The organism is Psychrobacillus sp. NPDC096426 (genome assembly GCF_044762745.1).
Taxonomy (GTDB): Bacteria; Bacillota; Bacilli; order Bacillales_A; family Planococcaceae; genus Psychrobacillus.
Genome location: NZ_JBIWEX010000005.1, coordinates 1 through 15,654, shown reverse-complemented (window position 1 = coordinate 15,654; position 15,654 = coordinate 1). Strand labels below are relative to the sequence as shown.

13 protein-coding genes and 1 other annotated feature are annotated in these 15,654 nt (G+C 36.4%); of the genes, 11 read left to right on the top strand and 2 right to left on the bottom strand.

Annotation, left to right across the window (positions count from 1 at the left end; all coding sequences use genetic code 11):
• Positions 1–5: 5 nt before the first annotated feature.
• From fabF to ACIQYS_RS05645, 6 genes are all read left to right on the top strand, one after another.
• The gene (gene fabF / locus ACIQYS_RS05670) at positions 6–1,241 is read left to right on the top strand and encodes a beta-ketoacyl-ACP synthase II (RefSeq protein ID WP_402976051.1); all 1,236 of its coding nucleotides are present in this window, start codon (positions 6–8) and stop codon (positions 1,239–1,241) included.
• 401 nt (positions 1,242–1,642) lie between these two features.
• On the top strand, positions 1,643–2,656 hold the full coding sequence (locus ACIQYS_RS05665; RefSeq protein ID WP_402976050.1) for an ABC transporter ATP-binding protein: 1,014 nt from the start codon (positions 1,643–1,645) through the stop codon (positions 2,654–2,656).
• The gene (locus tag ACIQYS_RS05660; RefSeq protein WP_402976048.1) at positions 2,653–3,600 is read left to right on the top strand and encodes an ABC transporter ATP-binding protein; all 948 of its coding nucleotides are present in this window, start codon (positions 2,653–2,655) and stop codon (positions 3,598–3,600) included. The genes ACIQYS_RS05665 and ACIQYS_RS05660 overlap by 4 nt, the downstream gene beginning before the upstream one ends.
• Before the next feature lies 1 nt (position 3,601).
• Entirely contained in the window at positions 3,602–4,564 is a 963-nt protein-coding gene (gene opp4B, locus ACIQYS_RS05655; RefSeq protein WP_402976047.1) for an oligopeptide ABC transporter permease, read from the top strand.
• 32 nt (positions 4,565–4,596) lie between these two features.
• Positions 4,597–5,502, top strand: a complete 906-nt coding sequence (locus ACIQYS_RS05650) for an ABC transporter permease (protein ID WP_402976046.1) — start codon at positions 4,597–4,599, stop codon at positions 5,500–5,502.
• Positions 5,503–5,577: 75 nt separating this feature from the next.
• Positions 5,578–7,431: an oligopeptide ABC transporter substrate-binding protein gene (locus ACIQYS_RS05645; RefSeq protein ID WP_402976045.1), complete on the top strand. Its 1,854-nt coding sequence runs from the start codon at positions 5,578–5,580 to the stop codon at positions 7,429–7,431.
• Positions 7,432–7,675: 244 nt separating this feature from the next.
• Here the strand turns inward: ACIQYS_RS05645 and trpS are convergent, their stop codons facing one another.
• Positions 7,676–8,662 carry a tryptophan--tRNA ligase gene (gene trpS, locus ACIQYS_RS05640; RefSeq protein WP_402976044.1) on the bottom strand — a complete coding sequence of 329 codons (987 nt, stop codon included), beginning with the start codon at positions 8,660–8,662 and terminating at the stop codon, positions 7,676–7,678.
• Between the two features lie 53 nt (positions 8,663–8,715).
• Positions 8,716–8,932 (bottom strand) — a binding site (T-box leader).
• A 40-nt stretch (positions 8,933–8,972) separates the two neighbouring features.
• Positions 8,973–9,317 carry a DUF3899 domain-containing protein gene (locus ACIQYS_RS05635; RefSeq protein ID WP_402976042.1) on the bottom strand — a complete coding sequence of 115 codons (345 nt, stop codon included), beginning with the start codon at positions 9,315–9,317 and terminating at the stop codon, positions 8,973–8,975.
• A gap of 236 nt (positions 9,318–9,553) precedes the next feature.
• Between ACIQYS_RS05635 and ACIQYS_RS05630 the strand changes: the two genes are divergently transcribed.
• From ACIQYS_RS05630 to ACIQYS_RS05610, 5 genes are all read left to right on the top strand, one after another.
• A complete protein-coding gene (locus ACIQYS_RS05630) occupies positions 9,554–11,260 on the top strand; it encodes a peptide ABC transporter substrate-binding protein (RefSeq protein WP_402976040.1) in 1,707 nt (568 codons plus the stop codon).
• Between the two features lie 199 nt (positions 11,261–11,459).
• Positions 11,460–12,392, top strand: coding sequence for an oligopeptide ABC transporter permease (gene opp3b / locus ACIQYS_RS05625; RefSeq protein ID WP_402976038.1), 933 nt, complete (start codon positions 11,460–11,462; stop codon positions 12,390–12,392).
• Complete coding sequence (gene opp3C / locus ACIQYS_RS05620) at positions 12,392–13,411, top strand: oligopeptide ABC transporter permease (protein WP_402976036.1); 1,020 nt, start codon at positions 12,392–12,394, stop codon at positions 13,409–13,411. Before opp3b ends, opp3C begins: the two co-directional genes overlap by 1 nt.
• A 15-nt stretch (positions 13,412–13,426) precedes the next feature.
• Complete coding sequence (locus tag ACIQYS_RS05615) at positions 13,427–14,491, top strand: ABC transporter ATP-binding protein (protein WP_402976034.1); 1,065 nt, start codon at positions 13,427–13,429, stop codon at positions 14,489–14,491.
• A complete protein-coding gene (locus ACIQYS_RS05610; RefSeq protein ID WP_402976032.1) occupies positions 14,491–15,432 on the top strand; it encodes an ABC transporter ATP-binding protein in 942 nt (313 codons plus the stop codon). The genes ACIQYS_RS05615 and ACIQYS_RS05610 overlap by 1 nt, the downstream gene beginning before the upstream one ends.
• The last annotated feature ends 222 nt before the right edge of the window (positions 15,433–15,654 follow it).

The window sequence follows — 15,654 nt, the reverse complement described above, 5'->3', positions numbered from 1 at the left end:
TATTCATGACGAAACGTAGAGTTGTAGTAACAGGCATTGGAGCTGTTACACCGCTTGGTAACGATATAGAGACGACCTGGTCTGGTATTAAAGAAGGTAAGTCTGGCGTAGGTATGCTTACAAGACTAGATGCAAGTCAGTTCTCAGCAAAAGTTGCAGCAGAAGTAAAAGACTTTGATATAGAGAAATATATTGAAAGAAAAGAAGCACGAAAAATGGATCGTTTCACTCATTATGCACTTGCAGCTTCAATCATGGCTGTGGAAGATGCTAATTTAACGATTACAGAAGAGCTTGGCCTTCGCACTGGTGTCTGGATTGGTTCTGGTATTGGTGGAATGGAGACATATGAAAATCAGTTCCGTGTATTTTTAGAAAAAGGCGCTCGTCGTGTTAGTCCGTTTTTTGTACCGATGATGATTCCAGATATGGCTGCTGGTCAAGTATCCATTCATTTTGGTGCAAAAGCGATTAATTCATGTTCAGTAACTGCATGTGCATCGGGAACAAACTCAATTGGTGATGCATTTAAAGTAATTGAGCGTGGCGATGCAGATGTAATGATTACAGGAGGAGCTGAGTCACCAATTACGCATATGTCCGTAGCAGGATTTTGCTCAAACACTGCACTAACATTAAATACGGATCCACAAACAGCATCTAGACCATTTGATGCAAATCGTGATGGATTTGTCATTGGCGAAGGCGCAGGAATTGTTATTCTAGAAGAATATGAGCATGCAATTGCTCGTGGAGCAAAAATTTATGCAGAAATCATCGGATACGGATCTACTGGTGATGCGCATCATATTACTGCTCCAGCTCCTGGAGGAGAAGGTGCTGCTCGTGCGATGCAACAAGCAATTGATGATGCAGGTATAAGCCCAGAGCAAGTTGATTATATCAACGCACACGGAACAAGCACTCCTTACAATGACCAGTTTGAAACGATGGCCGTGAAATCTGTTTTTGCAGAACATGCATATGAACTTGCGATGAGCTCTACCAAATCGATGACTGGTCACTTATTAGGTGCAGCAGGCGGCGTAGAGGCAATTTTCACCGTGCTTGCTTTAAAAGAAGGTATTTTACCACCAACGATGAATTTAGAAACTCCCGATCCAGATTGTGATCTAGATTATATACCAAATGCTGCAAGAAAAGCAGAAATTGAGTTTGCGATGAGTAACTCGCTAGGATTTGGTGGACATAATGCAAGCATTTTATTTAAAAAATTATAAAGATAAGCCAAAAGCATTTCCAAGTTAAAATTTGGAAGTGCTTTTTTTGTATCTAATATTTTAATGGTTTGAAGCGTTAGTTTAATAGTGTTGTAGCATAATGATTGGTATTTTGTTGATATAATATGTCGAAAAATGCTATCACATTCATTATTTTTAAAAAATTTAAAATTATTTATTACAGGCTAGAACCGTTGAAAACATCGTGTTTTCACCTTACTATTAATTTTCAGAAAAGAGTAAATAAAGGGAATTGACAAAAAATAAATATTGCGATTGTAAAGATATTGTAATAGACTTTGTAATACAAGTAACAAAACTGAAAAGTGTAACAATTAAATTATTTGGAAGTGTTAAATTTTTTAGTAAAAAATAATCGATTGCATGAAAGGAGAAATAATTTGAACAGCACAGAGCAACTTTTATCGATTAATAATTTACATACTGGTTTTCGGGTAAAGGATACATATTTTGATGCAGTCGATGGCGTATCAATTTCACTCAAGAGAAACGAAATACTAGCCATAGTTGGTGAGTCTGGTTGTGGCAAGTCAACACTAGCGACATCGATTATTGGACTTCATGATCATAACAAGACGAGAGTAGAAGGAGAAATCATTTATAACGGGATAAATCTTGCGAAGCTAGATGAAGAGAAGTTTAACAAAGTACGTGGGGAAGAAATTGGTATGATTTTCCAAGACCCACTTTCTGCATTGAATCCGTTAATGCGAATTGGCGATCAAATTGAGGAAGGATTAGCCTTTCATACAAAAATGTCTAAAGAGGAACGAGATAAACGTGTTTTAGAGTTGCTAACGCAAGTTGGAATTTCTAATCCGGCGCGAATTGCGAAACAATTTCCACATCAATTGTCAGGTGGAATGCGACAACGGGTCATTATTGCAATCGCTATTTCCTGTAAACCAAATATAATCATTGCAGATGAACCAACAACCGCGCTAGATGTGACGATACAAGCACAAATTTTGGATTTATTAAAAGATTTGCAAGCAGAAACCGGAGCAGGAATTGTTTTAATAACGCATGACTTAGGAGTTGTAGCAGAAGTAGCAGACCGAGTTGCCGTTATGTATGCTGGTCAAATTATCGAAGAAGCATCGGTAGAAGAGTTATTTGCCAATCCGTTGCATCCATATACACGCTCACTATTCAACTCGATACCACAAATGAATAGCGAGAATGAGAAGTTACAAGTTATTCAAGGAATTGTTCCATCTCTAACCAATTTGCCAAGAACAGGTTGCAGATTTTCAGCACGTATTCCATGGATTTCAGAAGGAATGCATGAAGAAAATCCAACGATGCACGAAGTTTCTCCGGGTCATCTAGTCAGATGTACTTGTTGGCAACACTTTCATTTTGAAAGTGAAGAAGGAGGAATTGCACAATGAGTTTTATGCAAATAAATGACTTAAAAGTATATTATCCAATTCGTGGAGGATTTTTCAATACAGTAGTAGACCAAGTAACAGCAGTAGATGGAATTTCACTTGAATTTGAAAAAGGAAAAGCGTATGGCTTAGTTGGTGAATCAGGATGTGGAAAATCGACCACAGGTAAATCGATTATAGGGTTAGAAAAAATCACTTCTGGAAGTATTATGTACGAAGGAAAAAATGTTACACATAATCGCAGAGGGCGTAGATCATCCTACAATCGAGATATACAAATGATTTTCCAAGATGCACATTCTAGTTTAAACCCTCGTAAAAGAGTGCAAGACATCATTGCAGAGCCAATCCGAAACTTTTTGAAACTTTCACCGGATGAGGAAAAACGTAGAATAAATGAATTACTTGCAATTGTTGGGATGAACGAAGATGCAAAATTGAAATATCCACATGAGTTCTCTGGGGGGCAAAAACAACGTATTGGTATTGCTCGAGCAATTGCTTGTAATCCAAAGCTCATTATTGCGGATGAACCGGTTTCTGCATTAGATCTTTCCGTTCAAGCACAAGTATTGAATTTTATGAAAGATATTCAGCAAGAATTCGGATTGAGTTATTTATTTATCTCGCATGATTTAGGGGTAGTGAAGCATATGTGTGATTATATATCGATCATGTACAAAGGACGCTTCGTTGAATCGGGAAATCGTCAAGATATTTATACGAATCCACAACATATTTACACGAAGCGATTACTATCTGCAATTCCGGATGTAAATCCAGTAGGGCGAGAAGAGCGAAAGAAGGAACGAATCGAAGTAGAAGCAAACTATGCGGTAAACCATAAAAATTACTATGATGAAAACGGTAGAGTATATGATTTGAAAAGATTAACGGATACACATCTTGTAGCAATGAGTGCTCATGAGAAGGGGGGCATGTAATATGTGGAAATCAATCGTAAGACGTACTTTAATTATGATTCCTCAGCTACTTGTTTTAAGTTTATTAATTTTCATTATGGCTAAACAAATGCCAGGAGATCCTTTTACAGGGATGATTACTCCGGAAACAGATCCTGCGCGAATTGATGAACTTCGTGAGATAGCGGGGTTAAATGACCCTTGGTATGAACAGTACGCGCGTTGGATGATAAATGCAGTGCAAGGAGATTTCGGGAAAAGTTACACATATAAGATGAAAGTATCTAGTTTAATCGGTGAACGTGCTTTAAATACTTTTTGGCTATCTTTAGTAAGCGTCATTTTGTTATATGCAATAGCAATTCCACTTGGAATTTTAGCAGGTCGCTATCAAGACACACTAGTAGATAAAGCAGTCGTATTGTACAGCTTTGTAGTATATGCAATTCCGACATTTGTTTTATCTTTAATTTTCTTATTTCTTTTCGGTTATAAATTACATTGGTTCCCAACTGTCGGTAGCGTAGATATTAAATACGACGCTGGAACTTTCGGTTACATATGGAGCAAACTTTACCATATGTTGTTACCAGCGATAACTTATGCAGTATTAGCAACTACTGGCGTTATTCAGTACTTGCGTTCGGAAGTCATTGATTCTAAAAGCCAAGATTATGTGCGAACAGCACGAAGTAAAGGTATTCCAATAAAAAAAGTATATTCTAGACATATTTTTAGAAACTCATTACTTCCAATAGCTGCCTTCTTAGGTTTTACAATAACTGGACTATTAGGTGGATCTATTTTCATTGAAACAATCTTCGGTTATCCAGGTATGGGACAGCTATTTATTTCATCTATTGCGTCACGTGATTATAGTGTAATTACAGCACTTGTTATGTTATTTGGTTTCTTAACATTATTAGGTAGTCTACTATCCGATATTATCATGAGCATTGTTGACCCAAGAATAAGGATAGAATAGATGAATCATATGTTAAGGAGAGGTGAATAAGCATGAATACTCAAACGAATGGTAAAGAAAAAGTAGAAGTAAGCGCTCCTGTAACGGGGTTGCAAGTTGTTTTTCGAGAGTTTAAAAAAGATAAATTAGCAATGTTTTCACTTATAGCATTAATAGTTGTCATTGTAGGGGTTTTTATATGGGCTTGGCGTTTTATAGATCAAGAAACGCTCATGCGAGTTAGTTTACGAGATAAATATGCACCACCTGGCGATAAATTCTTTTTAGGAGCCGACCAAGGGGGAAAAGCTATTCTTGGCCAGCTAATAATTGGAGCGCGGAATTCAATAGCAATCGCCATTTCCATTACGATTATAACGGGAATATTCGGTATTGTTGTCGGCTTAATTTGTGGTTATTTTGGTGGGTGGATTGATAATCTTTTTATGCGAATTATCGACTTTTTCATTACAATACCATCACTGATGTTAATAATTGTATTCGTTACAATTGTACCTAAATATACGATTCCAGTGTTCATCATGATAATGAGTGTTTTCCTTTGGACACCTACCGCACGACTAGTACGTAGTAAGGCATTATCTGAAAGTCGGCGTGATTATGTTAATGCGTCAAAAACGCTTGGAACTAACGGATTCGTAATAATTTTTAAAGAGATAATGCCAAATTTAAGTTCGATACTAATTGTAGAAATGACATTAAATTTTGCTGGAAACGTCGGAATTGAAACTGGCTTATCATATCTTGGGTTTGGGTTACCACCTTCGACTCCAAGTTTAGGAACATTAATAAGCTATGCGAGTAATCCACTTGTATTACAAGAAAAGTGGTGGGTATGGTTACCTGCATCTATATTTATTTTACTTATGATGTTAGGGATCAATTATGTAGGGCAAGCATTACGCCGTTCGGCAGATGCGAAACAACGTCTTGGATAGAACCAATACGAATTTGGTATTAAACGTTTACCGTTTGATATAGAAATAATAGAGAATAAAAAGGAGGAAATAGAAATGAACAAAAAGCTTTGGACTCTACTTGCGGTACTTATAGCTTTCATGCTAGTACTTGGTGCATGTAACAAGGATAGCGAAGAACCTGCAAAAGGCACTGATGAAGTTAAAAAAGAAGAAGTTACCAAAGAAGAAGATAACAAAGATGATGAAGTTGCGGAGGAAGTAACTGATGATTCTGCATTATTCCCAAAAGAAGTTACAAATGATGGGGATGCAATTAGTGGAGGTATTTTAAAAATTGCACTTGTTAAAGATGAGCCTTTCAAAGGACTTTTCTCATATGAATTATATGAGGATGGATTTGATGCTGAGATTATGCAATATGCAAGTAACTCGCTTTTTGAAACAGATGGAGATTTCATGTTAACTGATGAAGGTATTGCCGGTATGACAGTTGATCAAGATAATAACAAAGTATCGATAAAAATTCGTGATGGTGTAAAATGGTCTGATGGAGAACCACTTACAATCGAAGATTTAATCCAATCTTATTTAATTATCGGTCACAAAGATTATACAGGTGTTCGTTATGATACAGATTTGCAAAATATTATCGGTATTGAAGAATACCATGACGGTAAAGCGGACACAATTTCGGGTCTTAAGAAAGTGAATGACACAACTTTAGAAATTTCATTTAAAGAATTATCACCTGCAATTTTTAGTGGTGGGGATGGATTATGGACTTATGCAGCACCAACTCATGTATTAAAAGATATTCCAATAGCAAAATTAGAAGAATCAGATGTGGTTCGTAAAAATCCTGTGACTTTAGGTGCGTTCAAATATGATAAAATTGTACCGGGAGAATCTGTTCAATTTGTAGCCAATGAACATTACTGGAAGGGCAAACCAAAATTAGATGGTGTTATCGTTCAAGTTGTACCATCAAGTTCTATTTCAGTAGCTATGCAACAAGGGGAATACGATATTGCTTCATACTTCCAGGCTACAAAAATGGAAGAAATCAAAAACTTTGATAATATCGATGTATTAGGCCGTCAAGAGCTTTACTATCAATACCTTGGCTTTAAATTAGGTAAGTACGATTATGAAAATGGTAAAGTTAAAATGGATCTAGAAGGTTCAAAAATGGGCGATGTAAAATTACGCCAAGCAATGGGTTATGCAATTGATGTAGAGCAAGTAGCAGAAGTTTACTACGTTGGTTTACGTGAACGTGCTAACTCATTAATTCCACCAGTGTTCGCATCTTTCTATGATGGATCTTTAGAAGGCTATACGTATGACCCAGACAAAGCAGCTGCATTATTAGATGAAGCTGGTTACAAAGACGTTGATGGTGATGGTATCCGTGAAGGTAAAGACGGAAAACCACTTGAAATCAAATTTGCTACAATGGCAAGTGATGAAATTGCAGAAGATATTACTCAGTTCTATTTACAAAACTGGAAAGACGTTGGTTTAAATGTATCATTAACAACCGGACGTACGATTGAGTTTAACAGTTTCTATGATAAAGTAAAAGCGGATGATCCGGAAATCGATATTTTCATTGCTGCATGGGGTACAGGTTCTAACCCTTCTCCAGGTGGTTTATACTCAGTAAATTCTCAATATAACTATAGCCGTTTCACTTCAGATTTCCTAGAAGAAACGTTAACAAATATTGACTCAGCAAAATCATTTGATGCTGATTACCGTGCAAAACAATTCCGTGCATGGCAAGAATATATGGCTGAAGAAGCACCAGTAATTCCCCTAATGTATCGTTACGAGTTAGTACCGGTAAACAAACGGGTGAAAAACTACAATATTGACTATGCTAATCCAACTGAACTACAAGACATTGAATTAGTTGCTGATACTGGAGTTAAATCTACAAAATAATTAATAAAAAACCGTTCCTAGACGAAAGTTTAGGAACGGTTTTTCATATGGTTTAAGAAGGATGTGATACATATGAGAATTGTATTGTTTTTAATTAGTTATGGAATTGCAGTTATTAGTTGCTCTCACTTAGTATTATTCTTAAACTTTTTATCTTTAGGTTATTCATTGAATTCTGTGTTCGTGTACATGCTTCAGTCAAAGGAATTTATTATGCTATGTGGATCATTTTTAGCTTTAACGATTATCGTCTTCTTCCGAGGCCCATTGCGGCTTCCATCTTAACTAATGTTGCATTTGCCAAAGCGTTTGCTTTTTCCGCACCATGATCTAAAATATCGTCCAACTCTGATGAATTAAGTAACTCCTCGTATCGTGTTTGTATTGGAGCTAGATGATCAATAATAACCTGAGCTACTGAAGCTTTGAAATCTCCATAGCCTTTTCCTTCGTATTTTTGTACAAGTACTTCTATTGATACGTTCGTCAAAGCTGCTTCAATAGTTAGGAGATTCGAAACGCCTGGTTTATTTTCAAGATCATATGCAACAATTCCTTCAGAATCTGTTACTGAACTTTTTATTTTCTTTTCAATTTCTTTTGGTGTATCGAGTAGGCGGATCGTCGCTTTGTTATTTGGGTCTGATTTACTCATTTTCTTCAATGGGTCTTGTAACGATTTAATACGTGCTCCGTTTTTCGGAAGTTGGATATCAGGAATCGTCAGTACTTCTCCGTATTTCTTATTAAATCTTTCCGCCAAATCACGTGTCAATTCAACATGTTGTTTTTGGTCGTCTCCGACAGGTACTATATCTGATTGGTATAAAAGGATATCTGCAGCCATTAATGGTGGATACGTTAATAATGCAGCTGAAACAGCATCTTTTCCGGTTGATTTGTCTTTAAATTGCGTCATTCTTTCTAACTCACCGATATATGAAATACATTGCATGATCCATCCAGCTTGTGCATGTGCTGGTACTTCTGACTGGATAAATAATGTCGATTTTTCTGGATCGATTCCTACTGCAATGTATAAAGCAGCAAGAGAGCGAATATGATTGCGGAGTTCTTCCGGATCTTGTGGAACGGTGATCGCATGTTGATCGACAATGCAAAAGACGCATTCATAATCGTCCTGTAAAGCGGTAAATTGTCTAAATGCACCAATGTAATTGCCGAGCGTAATAATCCCCGTTGGCTGTACGCCTGAAAAGATTTTTTTCATGTTTTTTCCTCCTAAGTTAATTTGTAAAATAAAAAAACATCATGCATCCCTAAAAAAGGGACGAATGATGTAAAATCCGTGGTACCACCCAGCTTGCTAAAAAATAATTAGCCACTCTTCTTCTTAACGTGAAGGACACGGCATATGCTACTATGGGTTCACATACACTGCTCAGAAGCCCATTCCATTTAAAGTATGTTCTGTTTGCACCAACCACAGAATCTCTTGACATACCGAGTTAAATGTACTTTTCTTCGTCAAAGCTTAATTATTTTGTTTTGCTAATTATATTATAGAAGAAACGAAAAAATCAAGCATAATAAATAACTAAAGCAATGCCCATACAAACTAAACAAGACAAACCTAAAAAGAATATTGGCTTATATGGAAATGAGAAGACCTCAGAAGGCAATCGCATTTCACTCGCGGTTTTTTTCATGTTTTTAGGTGTGAACACTTTACGTGTACTTGTCACAAAAATATCGAAAAATCCACCGGAAACTACATACGTCATTAGCCCAATAAATGTAATAGAACCACCAATATAAAAGGACATATTTGTATATGAAGTAATTGTTAGATCACCATATACAAAAAGCATAAGGATGAAAATAATAAGTTGTGCGCTAAAAAAACAAATAAATTTTTTCTTCATAATTCACCTCGACGAAATAAATTATAGAAGATTCACTTAAAATAATCAAAAATTAGATAATTCAAAATGTCAGAAATGAACAAATTAGTTGCCAATGATTCTCAAATGTTAGGTCTATGTAATGATTTTGTTACTGAATTGTAAAAAAATTAAAGAAAAACCTGTACAAGTTTCGTGGAAAATGTATAATGATTATTGTAATGAATTTTTCTGACTATTTAAAGGGGGTTATTCTTTTGAAGAATAGCAAGTTCGCTTGGCTTTTAAGCCTAATGTTAGTTGTTGCTCTTTTTCTAGCTGCATGTAGCGGTGATAAAGAAGAAGGCACAGAGACAACTACAGACAAAGAAGATACAGACGCAACAACAGAAGAAGTAGCAGTAGATGAAGAACAAGTTCTAAACCTAATCATGGGTGCTGAAATTCCATCAATGGATACTGCACTAGCATCTGACGCAGTAGGATTTGATATACTAAACAATGTAATGGAAGGTTTATACCGTTTAAATCAAGATAATGTTGCTGAACCTGCAATCTCAGCTGGTGAACCAACAGTTTCTGAAGATGGACTAGTTTATACATTCACATTACGTGATGCTAACTGGTCGGATGGATCTCCAGTAACAGCTAATGATTTTGAATTTGCTTGGAAACGTGCGATGAACCCAGATTCTGCATCTGAATATGGTCCATATATGATGTCTGGTGTTATTAAAAATGCTACAGAAATTTCAGAAGGTACAGTTGAATACACTGAATTAGGGGTTAAAGCGCTTGATGAAAAAACATTAGAAGTAACGCTTGAAAAACCAACAGCTTACTTCTTATCACTTATGTCTTTTGGAACATTCTATCCACAAAAAGAAGAATTCGTTACAGCGCAAGGTGAAAACTATGCGAAAAATTCGGAAGCATTGTTGTACAATGGACCATTCGTACTTACTGGTTGGGATGGAACAGGATTAACATGGAAGCTTGAAAAGAACGAACAATATTGGGATAAAGATTCTGTAAAACTTACTCAAATCAATTATGACGTAGTAAAAGAAACACAAACAGCAGTAAACTTATATACAAATGATGAAAAAGATCGTGCTGGTTTAACTGGTGAATATGCGATGCAATATGCTGCTGATCCAGAACTAGCACATGAAGCTGATACTTCAGTTTTCTACTTTAAATTTAACCAAGAACGTAATGGAGCAAAAACTCCACTTGCTAATGTTAATATTCGTGAAGCAATTTCAAAAGCATTCAACAAAGAAGATTTAGTTTCTGTAGTATTAGCTAATGGTTCTACAGCGGCGTACTCTTTCATTCCAAGAGATTTCGCATTTGATGAAGATGGAAACGACTTCCGCGATGTAAACGGTGATATGGCTGTTTTCAATGTAGAAGAAGCGAAAGCTGCATGGGATAAAGGTTTGTCTGAACTAGGCGTTACTGAACTTACTTTAGAAATTCTTGGAGGAGACTCTGATCTTTCTAAAAAAATGGATGAGTACTTGAAAGCACAATTAGAAGGTAACTTACCAGGTTTAAAAATTTCCCTTAAAGAAGTACCATTTAATGTACGTTTAGATCTAGATACAAGTCAAAATTATGATATTCAAGTTGCTGGATGGGGACCTGACTATCAAGATCCATTCACTTTCCTAAGCTTATGGGAAACTGGTGGCGGTAATAACCAAATGTCTTATTCAAACCCTGAATATGATCAATTATTAAAAGATATTAATGGTTCATTAGCTCTAGATCCTGAAGCACGTTGGGAAGCAATGGCTAAAGCAGAAAAAATTGCTGTTGGCCAAGATTATGCTGTTGCACCAATCTACCAACGCGGTTTAATGTTCTTAATCAAGCCATATGTTAAAGGTATTGTTAAACACCCATTCGGTGGGGACTATAGCTACAAATGGGCTTATATCGAAGGTAAAAACTAATTTAGTGAATTTGTAAAATCAAATAGTTTGAGAGTATATGGTATCCGTTTTGGACCATATACTCTCTTTTTAAATGAATCTGAATTCACCAAATATTTTATTTTTTAAATATAGCTTTGACAATAACAGAGTTTATCTGATTATATATATTAGTAGAGTTTTAAAAAATATAGGAAAATATTATTTAGGAGGTGCAAAGATGGCAAAATATATTATTCGTCGTGTATTTTATATGTTTATTACGTTTTTCCTGATTGCGACAGCAACGTTTTTTTTAATGAAGGCGCTTCCAGGATCCCCGATTAGCTCTGCTTCAAAACTATCCCCTTCTCAACTACAGATAGTAGAAGCGAAATATGGATTAAATGAACCTGTCCCAGTTCAATATGGTAAGTATATGTTGAATTTAGCAAAAGGTGATTTAGGAAACTCATTCCAATTCAAAAATGCAAGTGTCACAGAATTGATTATCAATCGCTTAGGTCCATCTTTTCTTCTAGGAACCCAAGGCTTGATACTTGGCGTACTAATAGGTATTGTTTTAGGGATGATTGCCGCATTGCGACAAAATTCTATATGGGATTATGGTAGTACATTTATCGCTATCATAGGTATATCTATTCCATCTTTCGTTTTTGCAACATTTCTTCAGTATTGGTTAGCTGTTGAATGGAAATTATTCCCGGTGGGTTTATGGAAAGATGGCTGGATGTCCAGCGTTTTACCTTCTATCGCATTAGCAATGGGTCCACTTGCAACCGCTTCTCGTTTTATTCGTACTGAAATGATCGAAGTATTAAGTTCAGATTACATTACTTTAGCTAAATCTAAAGGAGCTAGCGGATTCGAAATTGCATTTAAACATGCATTACGTAATGCTTTAATCCCACTTGTAACGGTTTTAGGCCCACTTGCTGCAGGATTGCTTACAGGTTCACTTGTAATAGAACAGATTTTTGCAATTCCGGGAATCGGGGAACAATTCGTTAAGTCTATTATGTCTAATGACTTCTCAATCATTATGGGTACAACGTTATTTTTCTCTGCTTTCTTAATTGTTGTAATATTCGTAGTAGATATTCTTTATGGTATTATCGATCCGCGTATTCGTTTGTCAGGAGGTAGTAATTAATGAGTGAAGATATAAAAAAATTACCTGCTGAGTCGTTTGAAAAAGTTCATATCGATAGCAGCCATTCCGAAAGAATTACGAAACCTAGTTTAAGTTTTTGGCAAGATGCTTGGCTCCGAATTCGTAAAAATAAAGCTGCGATTGTTAGCATGTTCGTTTTAGTATTTATCTTAGTGATGTCGATTGTTGGACCGATGATTAGTCCTCATGATGGAGAAACACAAACGCTTACACATGCGAACTTGCCTCCAAAAGTTCCGGGGTTAGAAAAGCTGGGAATATTCGATGGTGTTGGTAAAATGGCTGGTAAAGAAGTAGATTTGTATGAGTTAAAAAAAGTCGATACGTATTATTGGTTTGGTACGGACGGTTTAGGTCGTGATATGTTCTCACGTGTTTGGGAAGGTACGCAAATCTCTTTATTTATCGCTTTTATGGCAGCATTAATTGATATGGTTATTGGTGTTGCATTTGGTGGTATTTCTGGATACTACGGTGGTCGTGTCGACGATATTATGCAGCGAATTGTAGAAATCTTATATGGTATTCCAACATTAGTAATTGTAATTCTCATGCTCCTCTTTATGAAGCCGGGGCTTACAGCGATAATAATCGCCATTACTCTTACTGGATGGATTGGTATGTCACGGATTGTTCGTGGACAAGTATTGAAATTTAAAAACCAAGAATTTGTATTGGCATCTAGAACTTTAGGTGCAACGAATGGTCGTATTATTTCTAAACATATTTTACCTAATATTTTAGGAATAATCATTATTAACACAATGTTTACGATTCCAGGTGCGATTTTCTTTGAGGCCTTTTTAAGCTTTATTGGATTAGGGTTACAACCGCCAAATGCATCACTAGGAACTCTTATTAATGATGGTTATAAGCTGATTCAATTCCAACCGCATATTTTATTGTATCCATCCATTATTATAAGTTTACTTATGATTGCATTTAACTTACTTGGTGACGGATTACGTGATGCATTTGATCCGAAGATGAAAGACTAAAGGAGGAAAGCGACAATGGAAAAAATATTAGAAGTAAAAGACCTAGAGCTTTCCTTCCACACTTTTGCAGGTGAAGTTAAAGCAATTCGTGGCGTTAACTTTGACTTATTAAAAGGAGAAACACTTGCAATAGTTGGAGAGTCTGGTTCTGGTAAGTCAGTAACGACAAAGTCCATTATGCGTTTATTGCCTGAACATAGCTCTGAATTTAAAAATGGTCATATTTTATTTAACGGTAAAGATTTAACGAAACTAACAGACAAAGAAATGCAAAAGATTCGTGGAAAAGACATTTCAATGATTTTCCAAGATCCAATGACTTCTTTGAATCCTACAATGCCTATAGGAAAACAAATTATGGAGCCTATATTGAAGCACCGTAATGTAAGTAAATCAGTAGCACTTAAAGAAGCAGTAGATTTACTTCGTCTAGTAGGTATGCCAAAACCAGAAGCTCGTATGAAGCAATACCCACATCAATTTTCTGGTGGGCAACGTCAACGTATCGTTATTGCTATTGCACTAGCGTGTAATCCGCAAATTCTTATTGCAGATGAACCGACAACTGCACTGGACGTAACGATCCAAGCACAAATTTTAGAACTAATGAAAGATTTACAAAAGAAGATTAATACATCGATCATCTTTATCACACATGACCTTGGGGTTGTAGCGAATGTGGCAGATAGAGTAGCTGTTATGTATGGTGGGAAAATTGTAGAAATTGGAACAGTAGATGAAATCTTCTATAACCCACAACACCCGTATACATGGGGATTACTAAGTTCGATGCCGTCACTAGATACAGCGGAAGAGAAACTATATGCAATCCCAGGAACACCACCGGATTTATTGTCACCTCCAGTAGGAGATGCATTTGCTCTTCGTAGTGATTATGCGATGAAAATCGACCTTGAGGAAACACCTCCGTTTTTTAAAGTGAGTGATACACACTACGCGGCAACTTGGTTATTACACCCAGATGCTCCGCAAGTAGATCCACCTGTAGCAATTATGGAGCGTATGAAAAAATATCCGGGAAGTCGCTACTATAAAGGAACGGAAGGAGGTACTTACTAATGGCTGAAAAATTACTAGAAATCAAAAACTTAAAGCAATATTTCAATCAAGGTAAGCCAAATGAAGTTCGTGCGATAGATGACATCAGCTTCGACATATATAAAGGGGAGACATTAGGGCTTGTTGGTGAGTCAGGTTGTGGTAAATCGACAACTGGACGCACAATTATCCGTCTTTATGATGCAACAGAAGGTGAAGTAATCTATGATGGTGTAAACGTTCATGATAAAAAGTCGAAAAAAGATTTAAAAGAATTCAATCGTAAAATGCAAATGATTTTCCAAGATCCATATGCATCGTTAAATCCACGTATGAAAGTACTGGATATTATAGCAGAAGGATTAGATATTCATGGACTTGTGAAAAATCCAAAAGAACGTAAAGAGCGTGTTATAGAGCTTTTAGAAACGGTCGGGTTAAACCGTGAACACGCGGATCGTTATCCTCATGAATTTTCAGGAGGACAACGCCAACGTCTTGGAATTGCAAGAGCGCTTGCTGTAAATCCCGAATTCATCATTGCGGATGAGCCAATCTCTGCACTTGACGTATCGATTCAAGCACAAGTTGTAAACCTATTAAAAGAATTGCAAGAAGAAAATGGGTTAACTTATCTATTCATTGCACATGATTTATCAATGGTAAAATACATCTCTGATCGTATCGGGGTAATGTATTTTGGTAAACTTGTGGAGCTAGCGACTGCAGAAGAATTATATGCGAATCCATTGCATCCGTATACACAATCTCTTTTGTCAGCTATTCCACTTCCAGACCCAGATTATGAGCGCACTCGTGTACGTAAGTCATATGACCCTGCAAGTCATAATTATCAAGACGGAGAAGAAATTGCGATGCGAGAAGTAACGCCTGGACATTTTGTATATTGTTCTGAAAAAGAACTGGAATCGTTAAAAGCAATTTCAAACTCAAAACAATAAAAACATCGGTCATTCTTATGTGAATGACCGATTTTTTTTATTTGTTTAGTAAGCTTCTCAATGGGTATATTATTCTTTAGGGATAATGCGTCTTAGCAAGTTGAAAAAAATGTCCGCAATGATTTTTGCTACAGGGCGGACGCTTTCCGTGGGGTGAGCGATGAACCTTCACCGACGCTACGCGTGCGCTGTGAAGTTTCATCTGTCTCACTTCATCCCACT

Bases quoted from the DNA above. Each gene is read 5' to 3' on its own strand.
- fabF (WP_402976051.1), top strand. From the start codon at position 6: ATGACGAAACGTAGAGTTGTAGTAACAGGCATTGGAGCTGTTACACCG.
- ACIQYS_RS05660 (WP_402976048.1), top strand. From the start codon at position 2,653: ATGAGTTTTATGCAAATAAATGACTTAAAAGTATATTATCCAATTCGT.
- opp4B (WP_402976047.1), top strand. From the start codon at position 3,602: ATGTGGAAATCAATCGTAAGACGTACTTTAATTATGATTCCTCAGCTA.
- ACIQYS_RS05650 (WP_402976046.1), top strand. From the start codon at position 4,597: ATGAATACTCAAACGAATGGTAAAGAAAAAGTAGAAGTAAGCGCTCCT.
- ACIQYS_RS05645 (WP_402976045.1), top strand. From the start codon at position 5,578: ATGAACAAAAAGCTTTGGACTCTACTTGCGGTACTTATAGCTTTCATG.
- trpS (WP_402976044.1), bottom strand. From the start codon at position 8,662: ATGAAAAAAATCTTTTCAGGCGTACAGCCAACGGGGATTATTACGCTC.
- ACIQYS_RS05635 (WP_402976042.1), bottom strand. From the start codon at position 9,317: ATGAAGAAAAAATTTATTTGTTTTTTTAGCGCACAACTTATTATTTTC.
- opp3b (WP_402976038.1), top strand. From the start codon at position 11,460: ATGGCAAAATATATTATTCGTCGTGTATTTTATATGTTTATTACGTTT.
- opp3C (WP_402976036.1), top strand. From the start codon at position 12,392: ATGAGTGAAGATATAAAAAAATTACCTGCTGAGTCGTTTGAAAAAGTT.
- ACIQYS_RS05615 (WP_402976034.1), top strand. From the start codon at position 13,427: ATGGAAAAAATATTAGAAGTAAAAGACCTAGAGCTTTCCTTCCACACT.
- ACIQYS_RS05610 (WP_402976032.1), top strand. From the start codon at position 14,491: ATGGCTGAAAAATTACTAGAAATCAAAAACTTAAAGCAATATTTCAAT.